Origin of the sequence: Halorubrum marinum, from assembly GCF_048381195.1 — an archaeon.
Classification (GTDB): Archaea; Halobacteriota; Halobacteria; order Halobacteriales; family Haloferacaceae; genus Halorubrum.
Genome location: NZ_JBLWMM010000001.1, coordinates 454,147 through 476,206, shown reverse-complemented (window position 1 = coordinate 476,206; position 22,060 = coordinate 454,147). Strand labels below are relative to the sequence as shown.

17 protein-coding genes and 3 pseudogenes are annotated in these 22,060 nt (G+C 54.6%); 9 read left to right on the top strand and 11 right to left on the bottom strand.

Annotated elements, in window-relative coordinates; all coding sequences use genetic code 11:
* Positions 1 to 97: 97 nt before the first annotated feature.
* Positions 98 to 1,198, bottom strand: a complete 1,101-nt coding sequence (locus ACNSN4_RS02370; RefSeq protein ID WP_418284153.1) for a glycosyltransferase family 4 protein — start codon at positions 1,196 to 1,198, stop codon at positions 98 to 100.
* A gap of 2 nt (positions 1,199 to 1,200) precedes the next feature.
* Positions 1,201 to 1,533 (bottom strand): hypothetical protein, encoded by a 333-nt coding sequence (locus ACNSN4_RS02365; RefSeq protein ID WP_418284152.1) that lies wholly within the window; start codon positions 1,531 to 1,533, stop codon positions 1,201 to 1,203.
* Positions 1,534 to 2,137: 604 nt separating this feature from the next.
* Between ACNSN4_RS02365 and ACNSN4_RS02360 the strand changes: the two genes are divergently transcribed.
* Positions 2,138 to 2,356 carry a hypothetical protein gene (locus ACNSN4_RS02360; RefSeq protein ID WP_418284151.1) on the top strand — a complete coding sequence of 73 codons (219 nt, stop codon included), beginning with the start codon at positions 2,138 to 2,140 and terminating at the stop codon, positions 2,354 to 2,356.
* 264 nt (positions 2,357 to 2,620) lie between these two features.
* Here ACNSN4_RS02360 and ACNSN4_RS02355 read toward each other — a convergent pair.
* The 3 genes and pseudogenes from ACNSN4_RS02355 to ACNSN4_RS02345 all read right to left on the bottom strand — a co-directional run bounded on the left by ACNSN4_RS02355 (position 2,621) and on the right by ACNSN4_RS02345 (position 4,380).
* Positions 2,621 to 3,255, bottom strand: a pseudogene (locus tag ACNSN4_RS02355) (transposase domain-containing protein).
* 58 nt (positions 3,256 to 3,313) lie between these two features.
* The gene (locus tag ACNSN4_RS02350) at positions 3,314 to 3,613 is read right to left on the bottom strand and encodes a D-glucuronyl C5-epimerase family protein (RefSeq protein WP_418284150.1); all 300 of its coding nucleotides are present in this window, start codon (positions 3,611 to 3,613) and stop codon (positions 3,314 to 3,316) included.
* The gene (locus ACNSN4_RS02345) at positions 3,586 to 4,380 is read right to left on the bottom strand and encodes a D-glucuronyl C5-epimerase family protein (protein ID WP_418284149.1); all 795 of its coding nucleotides are present in this window, start codon (positions 4,378 to 4,380) and stop codon (positions 3,586 to 3,588) included. The genes ACNSN4_RS02350 and ACNSN4_RS02345 overlap by 28 nt, the downstream gene beginning before the upstream one ends.
* A 133-nt stretch (positions 4,381 to 4,513) precedes the next feature.
* On the opposite strand from ACNSN4_RS02345, the gene ACNSN4_RS02340 reads away from it, so the two are divergent.
* Entirely contained in the window at positions 4,514 to 5,623 is a 1,110-nt protein-coding gene (locus ACNSN4_RS02340; protein WP_418284148.1) for a glycosyltransferase, read from the top strand.
* On the opposite strand, the gene wecB is transcribed toward ACNSN4_RS02340, so the two are convergent.
* Positions 5,612 to 6,679: a non-hydrolyzing UDP-N-acetylglucosamine 2-epimerase gene (wecB, locus tag ACNSN4_RS02335; protein WP_418284147.1), complete on the bottom strand. Its 1,068-nt coding sequence runs from the start codon at positions 6,677 to 6,679 to the stop codon at positions 5,612 to 5,614. The two genes, ACNSN4_RS02340 and wecB, sit on opposite strands and share 12 nt — an antisense overlap.
* Positions 6,680 to 6,884: 205 nt before the next feature.
* On the opposite strand from wecB, the gene ACNSN4_RS02330 reads away from it, so the two are divergent.
* Genes ACNSN4_RS02330 through ACNSN4_RS02315 form a run of 4 tightly spaced genes read left to right on the top strand, consistent with a single transcriptional unit; the run spans position 6,885 to position 10,860 of the window.
* The gene (locus ACNSN4_RS02330; protein ID WP_418284146.1) at positions 6,885 to 7,430 is read left to right on the top strand and encodes an N-acetyltransferase; all 546 of its coding nucleotides are present in this window, start codon (positions 6,885 to 6,887) and stop codon (positions 7,428 to 7,430) included.
* 23 nt (positions 7,431 to 7,453) lie between these two features.
* Positions 7,454 to 8,512: a DegT/DnrJ/EryC1/StrS family aminotransferase gene (locus ACNSN4_RS02325; protein WP_418284145.1), complete on the top strand. Its 1,059-nt coding sequence runs from the start codon at positions 7,454 to 7,456 to the stop codon at positions 8,510 to 8,512.
* A 7-nt stretch (positions 8,513 to 8,519) separates the two neighbouring features.
* A complete protein-coding gene (locus ACNSN4_RS02320) occupies positions 8,520 to 9,470 on the top strand; it encodes a Gfo/Idh/MocA family oxidoreductase (protein WP_418284144.1) in 951 nt (316 codons plus the stop codon).
* A complete protein-coding gene (locus ACNSN4_RS02315; RefSeq protein ID WP_418284143.1) occupies positions 9,463 to 10,860 on the top strand; it encodes a nucleotide sugar dehydrogenase in 1,398 nt (465 codons plus the stop codon). Before ACNSN4_RS02320 ends, ACNSN4_RS02315 begins: the two co-directional genes overlap by 8 nt.
* Before the next feature lie 11 nt (positions 10,861 to 10,871).
* On the opposite strand, the gene ACNSN4_RS02310 is transcribed toward ACNSN4_RS02315, so the two are convergent.
* From ACNSN4_RS02310 to ACNSN4_RS02300, 3 genes and pseudogenes are all read right to left on the bottom strand, one after another.
* A complete protein-coding gene (locus ACNSN4_RS02310; RefSeq protein ID WP_418284142.1) occupies positions 10,872 to 12,083 on the bottom strand; it encodes a glycosyltransferase family 4 protein in 1,212 nt (403 codons plus the stop codon).
* A gap of 579 nt (positions 12,084 to 12,662) precedes the next feature.
* A complete protein-coding gene (locus ACNSN4_RS02305; RefSeq protein ID WP_418284141.1) occupies positions 12,663 to 13,892 on the bottom strand; it encodes an orc1/cdc6 family replication initiation protein in 1,230 nt (409 codons plus the stop codon).
* A gap of 528 nt (positions 13,893 to 14,420) precedes the next feature.
* Positions 14,421 to 15,022: pseudogene (locus ACNSN4_RS02300) on the bottom strand (sugar transferase); the annotation flags it as partial.
* On the opposite strand from ACNSN4_RS02300, the pseudogene ACNSN4_RS02295 reads away from it, so the two are divergent.
* The 3 genes and pseudogenes from ACNSN4_RS02295 to ACNSN4_RS02285 form a co-directional block, all read left to right on the top strand.
* Positions 15,022 to 16,131: pseudogene (locus ACNSN4_RS02295) on the top strand (plasmid replication protein RepH); the annotation flags it as partial. The pseudogenes ACNSN4_RS02300 and ACNSN4_RS02295 sit on opposite strands and share 1 nt — an antisense overlap.
* Before the next feature lie 430 nt (positions 16,132 to 16,561).
* Positions 16,562 to 16,864: a UPF0175 family protein gene (locus ACNSN4_RS02290; RefSeq protein ID WP_418284140.1), complete on the top strand. Its 303-nt coding sequence runs from the start codon at positions 16,562 to 16,564 to the stop codon at positions 16,862 to 16,864.
* The gene (locus tag ACNSN4_RS02285) at positions 16,861 to 17,388 is read left to right on the top strand and encodes a PIN domain-containing protein (protein WP_418284139.1); all 528 of its coding nucleotides are present in this window, start codon (positions 16,861 to 16,863) and stop codon (positions 17,386 to 17,388) included. Before ACNSN4_RS02290 ends, ACNSN4_RS02285 begins: the two co-directional genes overlap by 4 nt.
* A gap of 133 nt (positions 17,389 to 17,521) precedes the next feature.
* Here the strand turns inward: ACNSN4_RS02285 and ACNSN4_RS02280 are convergent, their stop codons facing one another.
* Complete coding sequence (locus ACNSN4_RS02280; protein ID WP_418284138.1) at positions 17,522 to 18,925, bottom strand: sugar transferase; 1,404 nt, start codon at positions 18,923 to 18,925, stop codon at positions 17,522 to 17,524.
* Between the two features lie 569 nt (positions 18,926 to 19,494).
* On the bottom strand, positions 19,495 to 21,915 hold the full coding sequence (locus tag ACNSN4_RS02275) for an STT3 domain-containing protein (RefSeq protein WP_418284137.1): 2,421 nt from the start codon (positions 21,913 to 21,915) through the stop codon (positions 19,495 to 19,497).
* Positions 21,916 to 22,060 lie beyond the last annotated feature (145 nt).

Sequence of the window (22,060 nt, the reverse complement as noted above, 5' to 3'; positions counted from 1 at the left end):
TTTATCACCAGTTCAGTCGTGAATTGATATCCTTGTCCAGAGTAGTCAGATAGTACATATAGAAATCGTTACAGACTATAGATTGGAATCGGTTCCGTTAAAGATCATGATAAAATTTGATGAGCTTCTCCTCCTGACTTTCCCAGTTGTACTCTGATTCAACCATTTTTCTAGCGTTTTCCCCCATAGATTCGGCACAATCTTGATTGGTAAACACCCACTCAATTTGTTCAGCGATCTCGTAGGGATCCGTCGGATCAACGAAACGTCCACAGGGGGGGTTCTCGATAAACTCCTCCCAGCTCTCGAAGTCAGACGCGATCACCGGGAGACCTGCAGCCATGTATTCAAAGAGCTTATTCGGTAGACCGTTCGCATTATTAGTCGTTGGATGGAACGGGATCAACCCTGCTTTAGAGTGACCCAACAATTCAAAGACCCGATCGTGACTAACCCATCCATGAAAATCTACCTTCTCCCATCCCTCCATAGTGGTGATCTCTTCTTTTAGGTCATCCGTACTAAACTTCCCTGCTATCTGTAAGCGAACATCAAGATGGCTTGGGAGCAATGACATGGCCTGTACCATCTCTTTAATCCCGCGAATCTCTGTTATACCTCCCACATAGACGATAGTATTTGAGCGATCGCCGTAGGGGAGGTGTTCGATCTTATTTACTGTTTCTAGTCTTGGGAAATTAGCTACGGTAACCGACTTTTCATCTGGAAATGTTCCTTTTATCGTCGGCGTTGCAGCCACAATGCCATCAAACAAGAGTGAGGCAGCCTTCTCAAACGAGACGGCCGCGACCGTCTCAGGAATTTTCTGCCAGAGTGGAATCTGAGCGGACCATTTATGATGGAAAGTATGTTCGTGGGCATCATAGATAACTTTCTTACCATGCTTTTTTAAGAGAACACCAATCGGTATGAGTTCTGGTTCATGGATGTGATAAATATCCGCATTTTCATACAAGGACTTTTTATAGAATTCTCTAATTATATTAATATATCTCCGATATTTTTGTCCGTTCATCGATGAGATAGGTTCAACTGTTATATGCTCAAGATCGGATGGTTCTGAGCTTGGGACAATATAGGTTACATTAAACCCGTGGTCACCCAGAGATTGGCATTCCCGCTGGAAAATTCGAGTGTCATCAGCTGGGTGCCTCCAAGCTAGGTGGACTGTCTTCATACTTACTTATTCACCTGTTTCCATTTGTACTCACTGTCTTCCCTCGATAGATTGTTTACCGTGCGTGGGTGAATGAAAATCAATAGTAATAAAAACACTCCAGAATGGTTAACTATCCAAACTAGAATGCCGCTATTTGCAAGAGGTATAATCTGTGCTATAATTAGCATACTTGAGATTCTGAAATCTACGTCAGTTGCCAATGAATCATACACAACTAAAAACATATATAGGATGATGGAAGAGATAAACACACCAATAAATCCAGCCCGGGCAAATCCAGTAGCCCAGAGGTTTGCATTTAGAGAACCGTCAGTTTGGTAGTACTCTTGCATAAGAAAGCTAGTAAAAGGTTCATCATAGGGATAAAATCCAAATGATCTAGACAAGAATAATATTTTTTCATTTCTTAGGAAAAAATCAAAATAAAGTCCAGAATTAGTTCCAGGAGTAATTAGAGATCTCCGAATTAGTGAGACAAGTTGAAAATGATCAGTAAGCAAGTGTACGGATATACCACAGAATATTGACACACTCAAACTAAAAGACATTAGAGATAAAGTATATTCTCTGTACGTAGATACAAAAATATAGAACGAAAACATGACTAAGGGTAATATGAGTGCACTTCGGAAACCAGCGATAACAAATATTATGCCCCACCCCGAAACAGAAATTCCAATATATCCGAGATGTTTGTATAAGAGACCTATTGAGAATAACCATGGTAAAATGACATACATTAATAACGAGGTCAAATTAGATAGTAGTGACAAAGATAGGATAATATCCGAATAAAGAGATCTGAGGTCATAGACTGTACTCAGTGAGATATCCGTAACAAAAAGCAGTTTGAGTGTATCCCTGAGTAGACCAGAATATATTGAAATTGCTACTAACAAAAATACTAATAAGATAGAAATAAATATAAGTTTTCCAATGCCAACGCTGAGATCCGGCAAGCCTTTAATTTTTAGAAACGGGGATCTAGAGATTAGATATAGTCCAGCCGAAATTGTGACAATATACAATAACATCTGTAGTGTAATGTCATTAATGAGAGGAATCATCAATATAGAGGGTATATATACATTCAGAAGAAGAATCCACGTAGCAATACCAGATGGAGATGACACAGAAAATGACATGACTGAATAACAAGAAAATATAACTAACCAAGACAAAAGAATAGCAATGACAGAAATGTTGATGTCAATGATATTAAATGGGTAGAGATCTTGACTAGAGATATATATAACTAATATAGACAAGGAAAAAGTATAAAGTGCTACTGAGATGCCCCGCCAATGCTTCATATACAAACTTGTTGACTAACCAGTATTAGACTAACGATTTTGTAGCTTATACTGGAGACAGCATTGTCTAGCTTAATATCTTCTCAGCTGGCGTTCGTTCATCAATTCATTGATGCGTCGCTAGTGATTATAGTAGTGTGCGTACTGCACAAATAATCTGCGGACGCTTACCCAAATTCCCACCCACAAGTTATGGAAACAATTGATCCGCATGTTGAGGTACGAAACTATTTTCCGTTAGGATTTGGTCGGTATAATTCATCTTACGGTTCAATCCCAGCCGAAAGAGACAGTACTATACCTAATGAACCAATAAGAAACGTTACGACGGAGAGATCATGTTTCTCGTGGAGGCTGGGGGAGAACGCAGACAGTGGATCGGTGTCACTCTGCCCAAACAACTGCACATCAAGAATTAACTTTGTCTCGATATTTATTATACCATATATTAGGATCATTCACCGTTGATCTTGATAACAGTCTCGTCAATAGCGATCCTTGATGACTGCGCGGTCGGTGGGTTGCTAATGCAATCAGCGACATGAGATGCCCACTGAAAGATCGCTTGATGAAAGCGTCCTCCGCCGAAGAGCTGAAGAACCCATTATGTCTCATTGAGAGAACAGCCGGTTGCGAGAAAACAGACAGCCAACGCCCTGACGGGCGTCACTGTCTTTCCCACACCAAATATCCAATATTCGCCGTCCCTAGCGTCTCAGTGACCCGTTCTTGGTTAAGTATAGATATCGAAACCAACGAACTGCTCCTTTCTCAAATTAGCTTAACCAGACAGTTCCTATTAGCTGCATCGGAGATCATTACACCGCGCGTAGTCAAGATCAGGCCGATCTTGGAGATACTCATGTGCCACCTGTGCGAAATACTCTTCCCCGGAGTATTTAGCTAACTGCCGGAATTGAAACACGTGTAATGGATGATAATGCTCTGGTGCGGGATCGCCTGAAGTCAGATCGTAATAACTGAGCTCACCTTCATTCCGCCAATCCATCGCGTGTTTTTCTATCGTCGTCATATAGGCTTGAACAAGCCTCTTTGCGTGTTCATCTCCGGTTATGAGCCAGTATTCAAATGAACCCAAAGGCCGATCACGAACCCATTTAGAACTTTTATTGATCCGTTCGGTTCCGGATACTCCGCAAGCCAGAGATAGTCCGATTCTGCATATGTTACGTACGGGTCCGATCTATTCTCTTTGATGTCCGTGAGGGAATGATACGTTCGTTCCGCATCTGTCAGCCAACTATTATCTCCAGTCGTTTCATACCAGCTTACAAATGCCGAAAGTCCAGTTCCTTGCGTCATTCCAGAGAACCAAGGTGCTGTTCGGACGTGATCCGTCTTCAACTGGTGATCGAATCCGTAATTGAAATAGAACGAATCTCCCACATTCGTGGTATGCTCATTAATTAGTTCGTCTCGAATCAGCTCAGCTTTTCGAAGGTAGGCGTCGTCACCAGTCATGCGGTACCAATCCGAAAGTCGCCCAAGAGATCGTGTCGTTCGCAGAGGATGGTGACCGGTTTGACCTTGTACGTCTGCCATCCAGCTATTCGGCCACTCTTCAACTGACTCCGGATCCGGTGGATCTGAGGGGTACCTAAACGGATTGGAGAACCACTGAGGACGTTCACTATAGGAGATGTTTAATAGGTCGTAATCTTTCGCATAGACATCTTCGGAACCGATCTGTACGATCCGGTCGAATTCAGATGGTGGTTCTTCATTCGGACTATTCTCAGTGCTATTTTTTCCGAGGTTTCCACCTGCGTCTGATGAGTTGCTGGTGGTATTACATCCTGCAATCGCAACGGATGTTCCTAAAGCTAAGAACGTTCTGCGCTCCATATTATTACTCGATATGGCGTACTATTTAAATCCGGATAGTATACCCTCACTTAGTACGTATACTTCCTAAACTTAAAGTAGCGAGATATACCCGTGCGTCCTCAAGATGATTAACGAAAGGATATAGACAATCATGGATAGCCTACACCTGACCACCGCTCACACACCGACCGATACGCGGATTTTCGACAAGGAGGCCACCAGTCTCGCGGAGGCAGGCTTCGACGTCGGACTCCTCGCGCACGACACGCCGGAGGAGGATCGAAACGGCGTCCAGTTCGTCGATCTCGGTTCAGCCGAGACACGCATCGATCGCTGGCGAAGTATTCCACGAGCTGCTCAGGCGGCAAAACGTCTCGACGCATCGATCTATCACTTCCATGATCCGGAGTTGATCCCCGTCGGACTCTATCTCGCCGAGACGACTGACGGCGCCGTGGTGTACGACGTTCACGAGAATTTCGGACATAAAGCTGCAGGACGAGAATGGATTCCGGGTGCGCTAACGCTCCCACTCGCCTACACGATCCCACGGATTGAAGAGTTCGCTGCCAGCCGATTTGACGCGATCGTTTCGGCCACCGACTTGATTGGACGGCGGTTCGTCCAGTCAAACGATCGAATTACCACGTTACACAACTTCCCGCGGATCGGATCCCTTCCGTCGAAAACCGACGCCAAGGCACGGCGTTCCGACGACGTCCTTTGTTACGTTGGTGGGCTGAGTGAACTCCGAGGAATCCACCGATCCCTCAATCTTTTGAAAGAGCTTCACGATCGTGGTCGCGATGTTGAGTTGTGGGCGCTCGGTACGTGGCGGACAGAAACAGATGAACGACGCGCTACGCAGTTTATTCGGGATCACGACTTGGAATCGTACATCGAGTTCCCGGGCTATGTCGACTACGAGGAGATGTTCAGGTATCTGTACGGTGCGGATATCGGCCTCTCGCTGTTGGACACCGCCGAGTTCGAGACAGCCATCCCGACCAAACAGTTCGAATACTTATACGCTGGACTTCCAACGCTGACGACACCATTGGATGCAGCGATCCGATTTCTCCCCGATCGCTTTCGACACGTCGTTCCACAGGACGATACCGAGGCGGCAGCTGACACTGTCGAAGTCGCTCTTGAACGCGACTACGACATCGAAGCCATGCAATCACTTGTAGAAACGAAGTACAGTTGGGAGGCCGAAGCCGAGAAGCTCATTGCCCTGTACGAGGATCTACTCGGATAATTCGTCAAGAACGTCCACAATCTTCTCGCCTGCAGTTCCATCACCATAGGGCTCTGCGTCCGACGACGAGCGCGGCGGGTCAGCTAGTGCCTCTGCGATCGCGTCGGCGTCCGCACCGACCAAGACGTTTCCACCGGCCTCGACCGTCTCGACCCACTCCGTCTCCTCACGAAGCGTGACACAGGGCACGCCGAGGAAGAACGCCTCCTTCTGGATCCCACCGGAGTCGGTCACGATGACCTCCGCGCCCGCCTGTAGCGTGACGAAGTCCAGATACCCGACCGGGTCGATGAGCGTGAGCTCCGACTCTGCCGTCTCCAACAGGTCGTATCGTTCCAACTGGTTGATTGTCCGCGGGTGTGCCGGGAACACCACCTCTCGCGGGTCGGCTGCGAGGACCGCGAGGATCGTTTTGAGCCGGTCCCGGTCGTCCGTGTTCCGCGGCCGGTGGACCGTTGCGAGGAGGTACGCCTCGTCCCCGATGCCGATGTCCTCGTGGACCGTTGACCGCTCCGCCGCCACCTCGCGCGCCCAGAGCAGCGAGTCGTACATCACGTCGCCCACGTTGTACACGCCCTCCGTGATCCCTTCCGATTCGAGGTGCCTGACGGCCCGGTCGCTCGGCGGGAATAACACGTCCGACGCGTGGTCGGTCAGGATTCGATTCATCTCCTCGGGCATCTCCCGGTTGAAACTCCGGAGGCCCGCCTCCACGTGTGCCAGTTCGACATCGACCTTCGAGGCGACGATCGCGGCCGCGAGCGTCGAATTGGTGTCTCCGTAACACAACAGTACGTCCGGGTCGTACTCCTCGACTAGCCCCTCTAGTTCGACCATCATTCGCGCCGTCTGGGTGGCGTGACTCTCCGATCCGATCCCGAGATTGTGATCGGGCTCTGGGAGACCGAGTTCGTCGAAGAACACGTCGGACAGCTCCTCGTCGTAGTGCTGTCCGGTGTGAACGAGCACCTCGTCGTGTTCGACCCGTAACTCGCGCGAGACGACGAACGCCTTGATAAACTGCGGTCGGGCTCCGACCACCGTGAGAACGTCCATGTCGAATACGGGTTTCCACAGATCCCTGATATACCGTTCGATACGGTTTTCCACACTCTCGAATGCGTACTACAGCACTTGAGATACCCGTGATTACGATCGAGTTTCCGAAGTCGTCAGTATCGTCCCGCGATCGAAGTCCCCGTATCGGAAGATTATCGTGCACTGGCCGACTCGTTTCTAAGCAGAGACTGTCATCAACGCTATGGATCACGCTACGATCGGCTACGAGTATACGGACGGATCTGCCGACCCACATATCGGGGCCAACGCGACCGTTCGCGCGGGGACGATCATCTATGACGATGTCGTCATCGGCGACGGGTTCTCGACGGGTCACTACGCGCTCGTCCGGGAACTGACCGAGATAGGTGACGACGTACTCGTCGGGACGAACGCGGTCATCGACGGCCGAACGACGATCGGGTCCGGAACTAGCCTCCAGACCGGTGTCTACGTCCCGAGCGAGACGACCATCGGTGACCACGTGTTCGTCGGCCCCCACGCGGTGTTGACGAACGACCCGTATCCGGTCCGCGAGGACACCGAGCTCCGCGGACCGACGATTGAGAATCACGCTTCCATCGGCGCGAACGCGACCGTGCTCCCAGATGTTACGGTCGGCGAACGTTCCTTCGTCGCCGCCGGGTCGGTCGTTGTTGACGACGTACCTCCCGAAACGCTTGCAATCGGTGCACCGGCCGAACACCGATCGCTTCCGGAGGCCGTCCCACGGAGGAACGATCTATGACGATTCCGATAGCGAACCCCACAATGAGCGACGAGACGAAGGCACGAGTCGAAGACGTTCTCGACAGCGGTATGCTCGCTGACGGGCCCGAAGTCCGAGCCTTTGAAGAAGAGTTCGCCGACTACTGTGGGGTTGAGCATGCGGTGGCAACTGCCAACGGGACAACCGCACTTCATGCTGCGCTTGAAGCCCTCGAGATCGGCGAGGGAGACACGGTGTTGACCACGCCATTCTCGTTCATCGCTACTGCGAATGCGATCCGATTTACCGGTGCTGAACCGGTGTTCGTTGATATCGATCCCGAAACGTACAACCTCGATACCGATGCGGCCGCGAGAGTCGCACATGAACATGACGTCGACGCGATTATGCCAGTCCACCTCTACGGGTTGCCAGCAGCGATGAATCCCCTCCAGGAACTTGCAGCCGATCTCGACGTGCCGATTGTTGAGGACGCCGCACAGGCACACGGTGCGACCTACCACGACAAGCGTGCTGGGTCCCTCGGTGACGTGGCGTGCTTCTCCTTTTACCCAACGAAGAACATGACGACGGGTGAGGGTGGGATGATCGTTACTGATCGCGACGACATCGCGGATGCAGCCGCTCGGTTTGTCAACCACGGCCGTACGGAGTCGTACGAACACGCGACGGTTGGACACAACTTCCGGATGACGAGCATGGCGGCCGCAATTGGACGTGTTCAACTCGATCGGCTCCCAGCGTTCGTCGAGACACGGCGGACCAACGCAGCCAGATTAACTCGTGGGATCGACCAAACAAGTCTGGTCACACCGACTGAACCCGCCAACAGGGAACACGCATACCATCAGTACACGGTCCGTACTGATGATCGAGATACACTTCAAGAATACTTAGACGATCACGGGGTGGGATATGGTGTGTACTACCCAAAGTGTATTCACGATCAACCGCCCTACGAGGGCGTTGACGTGTCGGCCCCGGAAGCCGAAAGGGCTGCACAGGAAGTCCTTTCACTTCCGATTCATCCGAATGTCTCGGACAAAGATGTCGACCGAATGATTGAGGTAATTCACGATTATGACACAAAACAAAACTGATGTTGGTGTGATCGGTGTCGGCTCAATGGGCCAACACCACGCACGCGTGTACAACGAACTAACTGGCGCGAACCTCGTTGGAATCGCTGACGCCGATGTGGAACGAGCGAGAGACGTCGCCGAGAAGCACGCAACAAAAGCGATGGACACTGAGGACCTGCTGGCGGCAGTCGACGCCATCTCTGTCGTTGTTCCGACACAGTACCACTACGACGTGGTAACGACGTGTCTCGATGCTGGCGTCGCGACATTCGTCGAGAAGCCGGTACTTGGGTCGCTCGAACGCAGCGACGAACTCCTCAGGGAGGTCGATAACGCGGACGTTCCCGTTCAGGTCGGTCACATCGAGCGATTCAATCCCGTTGTTACCGCACTCACGGGGATTGTGGACGGGTTATCGATTGTCAGCGTTCGAGCTCGACGCCTCGGACCCGAACCGGACCGCGAGATCAAAGACAGCGCCGTGATCGATCTGATGATACACGATATCGACATCGTATTGTCTCTATTCGGTGAGACACCGACCGCGGTTTCCGGATCTGCAACCAGAGAAGGCCGACATGCCAGCGCACTCCTCGAGTTTGAGGGCGATCGTATGGCGTCCCTCACTGCAAGTCGAAAGACCCAGCAAAAAGTCAGAACCCTTGAGATCACTGCCGAGGAGTGTTTCATTGAGGTCGACTACCTCGACCAGTCCATCGAGATCCACCGAAACTCGATCCCCGAATACATCGAAGAGGACGGTGATGTAAGATTCACACACGAAAGCATCGTTGAACGTCCGGTAGTTCACAATGCCGAACCGTTACAGAAGGAACTCGAATCCTTCCTGGAGGTTGTCGAAACAGATGCTATTCCCGAAGTCACAGTTAGTGATGGCCTCGATGCCCTTTCGGTCGCGTTGGAGATTGAACGAGAGATCAAAGCCGACCCGGTGATCGCTGCCACTGATGACTGAAACCGATACCACAACCCCTGATCTCACGTCTATCTATGGTGCTTCCGTGAGCCAAATCGCCCAAGCTGAAGCGTTCACGAACGGTGATCTACCTGTCGCAGTGTACGGTCTCGGGAAAATGGGACTCCCCTTAGCCTCCGTGTTCGCTGAGACATGCGGGAACGTGATCGGTGCCGATATCGACCCTGATGTCGTCGAGACGATCAACGCTGGTGAATGTCACGTCAAACGTGAACCCGGTCTCGAACCGCTTGTCGCTGACCTCGTTGAGGAGGGAGCACTCCGGGCAACGACGGATCCGCGAGAGGCAGCACGGGTCGCCTCTATCCACGTTGTGATTGTTCCGACACCGATAACCGAGGAGAAGGAGCCGGACCTCGCAATCCTCGACGCAGTGATCTCGGACATTGCAACGGGACTCGATGATGGGGATCTGGTTCTCGTTGAATGTACTGTTCCACCCAAAACAACCGAAGAACGCGTTTTTGAGCGACTTCTTACCGAATCTGACCTCGAACGCGGCGACTTCGGCGTTGCGTTTTGTCCGGAACGGACGTCCTCGGGGCGTGCCCTCGAAGACATTCGGGGTGCATATCCGAAAGTGGTCGGGGGAGTGGATGCCGAAAGCACGCGTGCTGCGAGCGTGATATACGACGAGATCAATACAGAAGGTGTGCTCGCGGTTTCTGATTCGACGACAGCAGAGGCAGTCAAACTCTTTGAGGGACTGTATCGGGACGTGAACATCGCACTCGCGAACGAGCTCGGCCGGTTCACCGACGAATTAGGTATCGATGTCCGCGAGGCGATTGAAATCGCAAACACGCAGCCGTTCTGCCATATCCATGATCCTGGTCCTGGAGTCGGCGGCCACTGTATCCCGTACTATCCGTACTTCTTGATCAAACCCTTCGAGACACCATCTCCACTCCTCTCGACGGCTCGCGATGTGAACGATTCGATGCCATCTTTCACCGTATCCAAGGTCCGCGAAGGCCTCCACGCCAATGGGATCGATGTCAAGGATGCCACAGTCATTGTCCTTGGATTGACGTATCGTCCGGGTGTCGAGGAGATTCGAGCCTCGCCGTCTATCGAAATTACGCAGGAGCTCTCGGACTCCGGAGCTAGCGTGTACGGGGTCGATCCACTACTGGATTCGTTCGACAGCTTCGACGTCCATCCGATAGACCAAGCGAACATATACGACATCGGTGCGGATGCGATCGTCCTCGTCACCCCACACGAGGAGTTTGAATCTATCCGATGGGATAACCTTGACGCGGATCCTGACGGACCCTCAGTTTTCATCGACGGTAGAGCGACGCTTGAGAATCTGGAACTTGACTCGTGGACGTACACTATCGGAACAGGAGTCAAATCCCGATAGCGGATCCCAATTTAATCTGAGAGAGATGAGATTGTATCCAAATACTCCTCTGCGATCGTATCCCAGTCAAACTTCTCAGTGACGTAATGTCGCCCGGATATTGCATACTGTTGCCGTTGTGATGGGTTGTCGCGGAGTTTTCGGACTGCTGTCGCGAGCGATTCACCGTTACCCGGCTCGAATGCAATCCCAGCGTTCGCTTCTTTTAATATGCTCTCCGCGTCACCGTGCACTCCAAGCACGACAGGAAGTTCAGCTGCCATCGACTCAAGCAACTTCGACGGCAGTGCTCTAGTGAACAGCTCGTTTGGTCGCAGATGGACGAGCGCGATATCGGATTCAGAGAGAATCTCTGGAATCTCTTCTTTGGGCCGGCGGCCGGTAAACTCGATGTTGTCGTAGTTTATTGACTCTCTTTCAAGCCGCTCTCGTTCGGCACCGTCACCAACGATGCGAAATTGTATTCCGTCCAGTTTTGGTGCTGCATCTAACACGACTGAGAGTCCATGTGCCCGCCCAATCGTCCCGACATAGGAGACTGTGACATTCATCTCGTCATCTGCGGTGGTGTTTGATGGAGTTTGAGATACCTGATAGAAGCTTGGATCAATTCCATTTGGATGATATGATATCTTCGTCTCGTCGATACCGTACTCTTTGAGCGGGTCAACGAACGATGGAACCACAATAATTAGCTGATCAGCTCGTCGATAGAGAAACTGAACTGTTTGATCTAGCAGCCAGAGGATAATTTGGTTATCGAAATCACTGATTGCCGTGATAGATTCTGGCCACAAGTCACGGACTTCGAATACGAATGTCGCACGTTTAGTCTGTGCAACTATCCAGCCAGAAAGTCCTGTTAGCGGTTGCGGTGACGTCGAAATAACTACAGAAGGCGAGGTGTACCCGATCCCAGCAAACATCGACATAAGCATAAACCAGACAAATTTTAGGCTTCGCCGAGGTAGGTTCCCGCTTGGCGACGTAATCGTCTTCGTGTACATGACATCAACGTTTCCACGTTTCTCGCGTTGAAGCCAACTGTTGTCGTAACCGTCGTATAGTTTTCCTTCCGGATAGTCTGGTGCAGATGTGATGACGGTAACTTGTCTTTCCTCTGACCAGCGCTTTGTCAGCTCATCCCAGCGTGCCGGACCAGCGCCCGTTTCTGGAGGAAAGTTTTGCGTAATGACGAGAATTGAATCAGAGTCGTTAGCCATTCAGTGTGTGTTATTGATTGTGGCCTACTCGGCCTAGGAGGCCAGTATTGATCGATTGACTGTAGTAGACTATTTGCTTAACTGTCATTAGTTCGGACGTTTGATCTATCCAGAGGATGTGGATTATTTCAGTTTACTCGCGGTCCCCATAGGAACGTTGCGATCTGTCAGAGCGGACAGTAATCTGAGTGCATAATTAAAAAGTGTTAAAAAAGTAGGAATACAAGATTAACGAGACGGGATCGTCGACGCAACCGATCCGCCCATTCAGTCGGACTAGACTACCGACGCGTTCGAGCTTGGCAGCTAATGGATCGACATCGACTACCCAGAAAACTGCAATGAAATAGAAAGGTGTTTTATTGGAACTAAAAATAAGCAGAGTAGAGCGTAGGCACTACCGCCGAATCTGGTGATGCACTCCTAAGCAGCCCTGCTGAAAGGGTGGTCTCTACCGATACATTGGACTACGTCTCTCACACCCCACCGTGTCGAGTGTTCTGTCGCGAGTGCTGGGATTCTCTTACGGGTTCTACGGTTAGTGAACAGACCCACCCCACCGTGTCGAGTGTTTCTCCATTAGCTCCCCATCGACGACGCTTGAACTGAACGTGCGACTTTCTTGGGGAGTGCAATAGCGTCGAATTCGCCGACGGCCTCAATGACTAGTTCGAGGTCAACTCCAAACTCGTATTCGTAGTATTGTCCGCCCGATCGACCTTCGTTACGGCCATGCCGGTTCAGAATTCCGAGCATCGCTAAGTCGGCTAGGTGATCATGCATCCGGCGCCGAACAAGCGGATCGACGTCTGAATCCTCGGAAATCGTTCGATATCGCGGGAAAATATCCCGAACACGCACGGGTGTCTCACACTGTAACGCGAGGTCGAGTGCGGCGACGAGCGCCAAATGCCCATGCTTTGTCAGCTCACGCATGCCGTGTTCGATCTGGCTCTGCTCGAGTTTCTCGCGTGCATCGTGGACGTCTTGTTCGACGATTTGCACACGATCCTCGCCGCGTGCGAGTTCTCCCGCATTATACAGAAGGTCGAGCGCCTGTCGTGCGCTGCCCGTGTCTTGAGCTGCGGTTGCAGCACACAACGACAGAACGCCAGATCCGGTTGCATCATCATACAGTGCGGCCTCAGATCGCTGGTTGAGAATCGCTCTCAACTCTGGAGCGTTGTACGGCGAGAAATGAATCTCTTCTTCGCAGAGTGTATCCTTGACTTTCGGCGAGAGTTCATCGCGGAAGCCGAAATCGTTGCTGATTCCGATGATGCCCGGTTTCGCGTCGCTCAGATATCCGTTCGCTCGTGCACGCGGCAGCTCATAGAGAATCTCGTCGTTGCTCCCGATATGATCAATTTCATCGAAGACGAGCAGAATCGTGCCGCCAATAGCTTCCAATTCGTCGTACAGCAAATTGAATATCCGTTGTTGTGGGTAACCAGTCGTGCTAATTTGTTTGTCCGTAGATCGAAGCGTGTTAACCAAATTTACGGCCACCTGATACGACGAGGATAGATTAGTACAATTCAACCACACGACAGACAGATCGACATCGTCGTACTCCGCAGTATCTTGTTGTAGTTGTTTGAGAAGATATCGAGAGACAGCGGTTTTTCCGACACCGGTCTTTCCGTATAAGAAGATATTTCGCGGCTGTGCCCCGTTTACAACCGGTTGGAGTGCCGTTTTGTATGCCGCAAGCTCATCTTCTCGAGCTGTAATGGTGTCGGGTTGGTAATCTTCACGAAGGACATCCTCGTCACGAAAGATATCCGTGTCTCGAGTGAACGTCGGCATCTCTAACTACCACTCTTTCTGCGTTTCTAATAAAACCACCACGTCGAGTGCGTCATATGAAATAAGAAGCGAATCGAATACGAAGCACTCGACAGGGTGGGAAGTCACTCATCCTGTGCCATTTGGACGAACAGTTGAGTTGAAAAATGAGTGAACGTCTAGCGTGCTCTGTTTTCAAATCGTGAGATGTAGTGGGCATAGCGACGTTCACACTGACTCTTCTCTATCCCGTGGAACACTCGACACGGTGGGGTGTGGGTGTATCCAGAACTCAATGACCTAGATACTCAAAACACTCGACGCGGTGGGGTGTCATAGGACACCTCACGACCCGCTAAAACACTCGACACGGTGGGGTCTTTCATCTCAGTCCAAGAGTACACACCTCACAAGAACACTCGACACGGTGGAGTGGGTCTGTAGTGACGGACTCTTCCCGTTCGTCAGTCCGTCCAGTCCCTCGCACAAACCTAATTTCGAACCACAAGCGACTCCAGAGTCCACACGCGACGCCACCAGCCACCCGCAAATTGTCGCTATCACATCAACGTCGACCTTCCACAGCTGTCGAACGACGAGGTTCAGATCGAATGTCAGCGACTGCTGTTTGACGTACTGCAGGTCGTACCGTAGCTTCTCTTTCGGGTTTGTACTCTTTGCGTCATTCACTTGCGCGAGTCCCGTGAGCCCCAGCTTGACGAATCATCGCTTGCGTCACGAGCGTTCTTGCGCTTCCAGTAACGATTCTTCCTCGGTCCACACCGCTCGCGGCCCAACGACGCTCATGTCCCCAACGAGTATCGACCACAGCTGTGGGATTTCATCAAGATGCGTCTGTCGTAACAGCCGTCCGACACGGGTGATTTGACTGTTTTTCGCGTCGTCAACGGGCTTGACGGATTCACCCTCGGGAACCATTGACCGGAATTTGAACGCCTTGAACGTCTCCCCGAACACCGCTGTGCGCTTCTGACTGTATAGGATCGCCCCGAGATCGTCCAGCTTGATCGCTGCCGCAATCAAGAGGATGATAGGGCTCAACGCCACCAGCCAACCAGCGAGAACGCAACATCAAACCCACGCTTAATCATGTGATCTTGAATGTCCCATGGCTCAAGCTCAACGTTGACTGAGCGAGAAGGTACTCTCAAAGATCCTGACGCCCTCACAGGTCGGCTCCGAGTTTGAGACGCTCCATGACGACCCTGATCACGATGTCGCACGTCTCCTCCGCCGTGGCCACCAAATCGGCTGGTACAGCGACGATGAAGCCACCTACGGGGCGTGGCGCGAGCGGATCACGACCGTTCGAGATCGACTCTTGTCTCGTGTCGCAGAGCTCTCGACCAGCACCGATACAGCCGCCCGCAGCGAGCTCTTCGAAGATCTGCATGGGTTCATCGCGTCGGCCACGCAGCTGTACCACGCAGCCGGAATCGATCTCACGACCACCATCAGAGTTCCCGATACCGAGTCACTCGCTCGGAACCCCACGCAACTGCAGGATCTGTGTGAGTTTCTTCGCTACACCGTCCCCAAACAATCCGTTTACGGGATTCACTCAGGATATCGGATGCTGTTCGAAGACCGGCCCGCAAAGTTGCGGCGGCGGCTTCCCTACGAGGTCGAACCACACTCACAAATGGATCTTACCATGTCGTGGGTGCTTGCCGGCCCGACAGTCACTGCGCTCCGCGATCAGATCACGAGTGCACTCACCGAGGAACTCGCCACGGTCCGTGAGGCAATCGCAGACGGTACCGAACAAGCACCCACTCTTGCGATCCCTGTTCGAGACGGTACGACGTACCCCGCCATCCGGCGGGTGATTGACGAGGTCGCGACAACTCACGACGTCGCATGGACGCCACGTGAACGGCGGCGGCTTGTACGCTTGTGTCTCCGCTCGTTTGGCACATCAGACACATCTCAGAGAGCGTGTCCGTACGACGCTGTTGAGAGCCTCCTACGAGCGTTGAACAAGTCTCGAACGCCGACGCCGACTGCGGTTGAACGCGCAGCGGCCACCCTCCCACCCGAGCGCTTCCGGCCGGACCTCACGCCGACAGCCACGAAGCTGTACGCAACGCTGCTCCGTGCAGACCAACCACTTGGCCGCTCAGCGCTGATCGAGCGAGCCGGCATCTCTGCAAGCAGCGATGACCGCCGATTAGGCGACGTCCGAGCACTCGACCGCGTGACCGCTACTCGCGTTGATGGCCACCGGCGGTGGATCACTGAGGACGTCATAACACCGGCCACGGCATGTTCGCGATCCATCGCGGCATGGCCTTCGAAGAAAGAGTGTGTCACCACAGCGCCGTTACGACACCCAACCACGACTGTCCGAGAAAGCGCTTCGACCACCGTCTGTAGCGGGTGTAGCCATAGCGACACACCGGACTGGACATTGAGTCCCCTGTTTTCCACCAAGCTGATCGCGGTCCATACTACGTACCGGATCGAAAGGGCAACGACGAGTACGTCAACGCTCGCGACACTGACTACGAGTTTGGGCAGAACACGTTCAGTCACGGAGGAACAGGGAGAAAGCCACGGTACCAACCTTGTTCCTCCGTGAGACCGGCGCTTCCTTGCCCACAGACACCAGTCGACATCGTTTCTCCTGAGAGAAACGGTTATGTATCACAGTGTACTACTGTGTATACATGCCTTCGATCAGTGCCCGGGTTCCCGATGATGATGAAGACGAGCTTGAAGCGGTGAGTGAGCTGTTAGACGAAGACAAGAGTACAGTCATTCGCAAAGCACTCTCAGAGGGTCTCTCATCCATCCGTCGACGTGTCGCCATTGAACGGTACCAAAGTGGTGAACTCTCGGTTAACGAGGCAGCTCGGCTTGCCGGTGTGAGTCTCGCAGAGTGGCTCGAGATCGCCCGTGAACACAATCTCACAACCCAACTGTCTCCAGAAGATATCGAATCTGACGCTGCTGCTGCGCGTGAACTGTGACGCGAATTTTTCTCGACGCGACGACCCTTATTGCACTCGGTACCATCGGCGAACTCAAACATCTTACAAGCTTTACTGGCGAGCTTATTATCCTCCCCACAGTCCAAAATGAAGTCACGACGGAACCCGCACAGACAAATTTGAGTCGGTTCATTGATCAGTATGCGGTTGAGACGACCGATCCAGCTGCTCAAGACCGAGTTCAGCAAGCCAAAGAGGTCCTCGGTGAAAAAGAACAGAATGGAGACGTCTCTCTGATTGCTGCTGTCTTGGCCTATACTGCTGAGGATCGACCGGTCGGCGTCGTCTCAGATGACCAGCGTGTTCGGACCACGGCCCGCGGGCTTGGCGCGACAGTCACTGGGACGGTTGGTGTTATTATCCGGGCTGTTGAGGAAGGATTGGATCGAGAAGAAGCGTACACTCTCATAAAACGGATTGACTCCCATGGGCTTCACATGACTGGGAATCTCCGCGAAAAAGCCTACTCGCTCATTGATACCGCCGCTGAATCGACGTCGTGAGGACTTGATCAAGGAAGCCTGCCGGTCGCATTCGACCCGTGAAGCTAAAATCCTTATTCACTTTCAATCAGAGAAGGTCGACTGTACCAACTACCAAACAACCACCAACGCAACACGATCCCCCCAACAGCAGTCATCTACGGATCGTCGCGATAACGTCGATCACGACCGTCCAGATCTGGCGAACGACGAGTTTCATGTCGAGCGTGAACGACTGCTGTTTGACGTACTGGAGGTCGTACCGGAGCTTCTCCTGGGGGTCCGTGCTTTTCGCCTCGTTCACCTGTGCGAGTCCCGTGAGTCCCGGCTTCACGAACCACCGTTTCCGCCACGACTGCTCTTGGGCTTCCAACAGCGACTCTTCTTCGGTCCACACCGCTCGCGGTCCGACGACGCTCATGTTCCCGACCAGAATCGACCACAGTTGGGGGATCTCATCGAGGTGTGTCTGACGGAGAACGGCCCCCACCCGGGTGATCCGGTCGTTGTCCCGGTCGTCGACGGGCTCGACGGAGGCGCCCTCCGGCACCATCGACCTGAACTTGTATACCTCGAACGTCTCGCCGAAGACCGCAGTGCGCTCTTGGCTGTACAGGATCGACCCGCCGTCGTCCAGCTTGATCGCCAGCGCGATCAGGCAGATGATCGGGCTCAACGCCACCAACCCGACCAGCGAGAACGCCACGTCGAACCCGCGCTTGAGCATGTGGTCTTGGATGTCCCACGGCTCGACGTCGACGTTGACGAGCGTCCCGACCTCGGTGTCAGCTGTCAACACCCGATCGGCGTGGTCGCGGTGGACGAAGACGTCGACGCCGTGCTCGTGACACGCGTCGAGCGCGCCGAAGAACTCCGCGCGATCCGTCTGCTCGAACGCCAACACGGCCGTGTCGATGTCGTGCTCGACGAGGATGTCCTCGATCCGCGAGAGCCCGCCCAGCCGATTCAGCCCGGCGATCTGGAGTCCGCCGTCTGCAATCGGTGCCGCCGATTTCTGTGGCGCTCTCGTGTTGAAGACGCTCGTCGGACAGAGATAGCCCGTCAGTGGGATGTCGACGTCGGCTGCAAGCTCGTCGATCGTATCCGGGTCGTCGCCCACGATGATCGCCCGCTTCGCCTCGCCGTTTGGCCGCGACCGAATCCACACGAACCACGCGGGGAGGGTGACGAGCAGTATCGGTGTAATCGCGAGAACGGTCATCCGCGGCAGCCGATACGTGTAATCGAAGTAGCCGATCGCGGCGAGCGTGAGCACCGCCACCATGACCCGTTTTTGCGTCAGAGCGACCGTGTCGAGGATGCGTCGCGGCCGCGGCTTGTACAGCGGGAAAAACGCGAGGGTGACGACGACCACCGTCGTCGCGATCTCGAACAGTAGTTCGGCGCCCAGTGGCGCATCGACCGCGAGCCGTCCGACGATCGGAAGTCGGGCGAAGAGCGCGTGGACGGGGGCGCTGTTTGCGACCGTGACCGCGAGCGCAGTAATGACTGCGACACCGCCGACGCTACGCAGCCGATACTCCCACCCGGAAAGCATTAGCTACCTGTTACGAGGCCACGATATAAATGGACAACGATGTCCGTGACGGCAGCATGATGAGACCGAATACACCGCACACCGGCTACTGACATCGGAAGGCCGGTGGCAGTCGAGCCGACACCGCTGGTACGTTCAGCATACTTCGAGGTAGAGCCTCCGGCCTCAAGTCGTGCGGGACCGAAGGTCCCGCTGACCATCCGAACGGGCCTGCGGCCCGTGAGGAGAGAGCGACCGAAGGGAGCGAGTAGGCCGGAGAGGAAACCGACATGATACTGTGCAACGTTTAATTTGCACCCGACCGTATCGCTAGGTAGTGCTGTGCTGGCGCAAGTCCCGCGCAGTACGGGTCGCAGTAGCCCGGCCCCGAATGGTGGGTTCGCCGACCCCGAAGGGCGTTCGGTAGGCGGGGCGCACAAAACGCCCCGTCGCGTCAACTGACGGCGAGGACCACATCAAAGCCCCATCACCAGAAATCGGAGATTTCTGGTTAGCAGTCAGAAGCTTCGCTTCTGACGACACCCTCAACGAGCGAGCCCGTCAGGGCGAGCGAAGTAGGGTGGGGTCGGTTACAGCGCGTACGTCTCACCGGAGTGTACTGCGTCGTCCGTGACCGAGATCGGCGTCGCGTCTGACTCCGAGACCGGACCGTCGATCTGGTAGTCACCTGCGTAGCCAACGGTGATCTCGAACGTGCCGTCGTCATCGGCGGTGGTGCGGCGCTCGTAGGTGAACGTCTCACCCGCCGCGGTCACGTTCGCCTGCACGGAGACGGTCGCACCGGGATCGGCCTCGCCTGTAATCGTCGCCCCCGCAACCGGTTTGAACACCTTGAGCGTCTCGTCGGTCGAGGTGAACGCCAACTGGAACCGTCCGGATCCGTCTGCCGCGCCGGTCGCGCTGCCGTGCGCCTCGTACAGCTGCGCGTAGCCGGACGCTGGGGGGATGTCGGTGTCGACGTCGTCGAGAACGACGTAGCCGACCCGATCGCTGAACTCCCCGGCGTACGAGTCCGGATGTGTATCCGAGATAAACGACCGATACGTGCTGAACGCGTATCCGTACCCGTCGGATTCGCCGTTCACGCCGTAGTTGAACATGCGACTGCGTCCCCAGTCGTTGAGCACGTATGTCGGCCCCTCGCTCTCGGCGGCGTCCGCGTCGATCCACTCGATGGTCTCGACTTCCTCGTCGCTTGCGGCGACGGTGTCCATCATCGCGGGCACCATGAAGAGGCTGAGACTCGACACGAGCAGCACGATACCAACTGCGTACCCGATCTGATGCCATGAGAACCCGGTCGGCCAGAGATCGACCTGCACCCGCGTCGATCGCTCGCCGAACGGGGAGGGTCGCTCGGCCACGTCGATAATCGCGAGCAGGTAGACGAGTCCGACCCCGGCGAAGACGGCAACGACCGCCGCGGCTTCGCCCGCAAAGCGAATCTGTACGAGCGCGAGCGTCACCAACACGACGCCGTAACTGACAGAGACCAGCCACCGCGGCTCGTGAGAGCGCACACACTGCCAACCGACCCACCCGAGCACGGGCAGCGCCAAGAAGAGGAACCAGCCGAAGTGGTCGATCGGGCCGAAGATGACGCCGAAATCGGCTGCAAAGAGGCTTCGCGTTTCAGCGATCCCCTCCCGGCCGAACAGCGAGCCGCTGATCCGGTCGAGAAACCGAGCGGCGATATCCGGTCGGAACGTCGTCAGACCGGCCCACAACGGGAGAATACTCGCTACCGAGACGCCGAGATGGACGGCGGGGTGAGCCCCGAGACGCCGGAGTACCGCGGCGGCCCCCGAGACGAACACGGCCCCGAGAGCGACGAGCAACAGCGCGTAGACGGCGAGGGGTTCCTGCCACCCGGCCCGGGTGTGGAGTAGCGACGCGAGCCCGAAGCCGCCCCCCAGCGCCGCGACGATCGGCGTGGTGGCGACGAGCGGGTTCCACCCGGCCCGGAGATCAGCGGTCGCCCGTACGGTCACGTACACCGCGAGTCCGAGGAGGAGGATCGGTGAGCCGTTCCAGGAGTGAGCCATGACGGCGAACACGACTGCAAGCGCCCCGACCACCAGCCACGTGGCTGGTGACGTGAGGTGCCCGAGCCGCCGAGATGGCTCTCGCAGTTCGTGATCACGGGCCAGCCAGACGACGCCGACCATCGACAGCGTCAACCACAGGTAATCGAAGGCGTGATGGTCGAAAAAACCGAGTCCGGAGTACAGCGCGTGGCCCGGCAAGAGCGCGAAGACGAACATCGCTGCGAGCCCGACTCGCTCGTCGTTTGTCGTCCAGACGGAGATCAGATAGACGCCGAGACCGACCGCGAGCGCCGCGATCACGGGTAACCATGCGACGACTCGAATCACATCGCCGGTCCCGCCGCCGACGAGCTCAGTGGCCCACCACCCGAGCGTGTACACGAGCGGCTCACCGGTGGCACGGCCGCCGAGCGCGTCAGCGATGGCATCGAACGCGAACGGATCGATATCCGCCTCGGTGAGCCGCTCGGCCCAATACAAGTAATGGTACGGATCGTTGCCGGGGAGCACGGTACGATCGTCACGAAACACGCTCCCAAACGCTGAGATCCGGAACACGAAGAGGAACGAGAGCACAGCCGCCAACCCAACGAGGAGATCGCGGTGGAGTGCTGCCGTCCACGTGTCGAACGTCGATTGAACGCGGCTCTGTGTACCCTGCAGCGCCGTCGTACTCGCCGTTGACGAAGCGGAGGTGTCGTCACGCGTCTCGCCAGCAACGGCGGCACGCACCGCGTCGGGATCGGCGACACGGTACGTGTTAGCGTCCGTCTTGCGGACGATCCCACGCGAGACAAGCTCACCAAACGTCCCGGAATCGGCCTCGATATCCTCGAACGTCCACGGCCCTTCCGTGTCAACAGCCAGCATATCCTCGACCGCTTCCTCGACGTCGGGACGCTCGTCGAGGAGGGCCCGCGTTTCCGCATACGGATCCGGCATTGTTCGACACCTGTGTGGCGGTCGGGTAAAATCCTCCGTTGCGTACCCGAGCAGCGAACGCCACCTCTCACAGCGGGTCCGACACCAGACCAACACCGAGCGCCGTGGCTCGCCAGAGACGACGCACAGACGATGACAGCAAAGA

Coding starts and splice junctions, on each gene's coding strand:
- ACNSN4_RS02370 (WP_418284153.1), bottom strand. CDS start 1,198: ATGAAGACAGTCCACCTAGCTTGGAGGCACCCAGCTGATGACACTCGA.
- ACNSN4_RS02365 (WP_418284152.1), bottom strand. CDS start 1,533: ATGCAAGAGTACTACCAAACTGACGGTTCTCTAAATGCAAACCTCTGG.
- ACNSN4_RS02360 (WP_418284151.1), top strand. CDS start 2,138: ATGCCAACGCTGAGATCCGGCAAGCCTTTAATTTTTAGAAACGGGGAT.
- ACNSN4_RS02345 (WP_418284149.1), bottom strand. CDS start 4,380: ATGGAGCGCAGAACGTTCTTAGCTTTAGGAACATCCGTTGCGATTGCA.
- ACNSN4_RS02340 (WP_418284148.1), top strand. CDS start 4,514: ATGGATAGCCTACACCTGACCACCGCTCACACACCGACCGATACGCGG.
- wecB (WP_418284147.1), bottom strand. CDS start 6,679: ATGGACGTTCTCACGGTGGTCGGAGCCCGACCGCAGTTTATCAAGGCG.
- ACNSN4_RS02330 (WP_418284146.1), top strand. CDS start 6,885: ATGGATCACGCTACGATCGGCTACGAGTATACGGACGGATCTGCCGAC.
- ACNSN4_RS02325 (WP_418284145.1), top strand. CDS start 7,454: ATGAGCGACGAGACGAAGGCACGAGTCGAAGACGTTCTCGACAGCGGT.
- ACNSN4_RS02315 (WP_418284143.1), top strand. CDS start 9,463: ATGACTGAAACCGATACCACAACCCCTGATCTCACGTCTATCTATGGT.
- ACNSN4_RS02310 (WP_418284142.1), bottom strand. CDS start 12,083: ATGGCTAACGACTCTGATTCAATTCTCGTCATTACGCAAAACTTTCCT.
- ACNSN4_RS02305 (WP_418284141.1), bottom strand. CDS start 13,892: ATGCCGACGTTCACTCGAGACACGGATATCTTTCGTGACGAGGATGTC.
- ACNSN4_RS02290 (WP_418284140.1), top strand. CDS start 16,562: ATGCCTTCGATCAGTGCCCGGGTTCCCGATGATGATGAAGACGAGCTT.
- ACNSN4_RS02280 (WP_418284138.1), bottom strand. CDS start 18,925: ATGCTTTCCGGGTGGGAGTATCGGCTGCGTAGCGTCGGCGGTGTCGCA.
- ACNSN4_RS02275 (WP_418284137.1), bottom strand. CDS start 21,915: ATGCCGGATCCGTATGCGGAAACGCGGGCCCTCCTCGACGAGCGTCCC.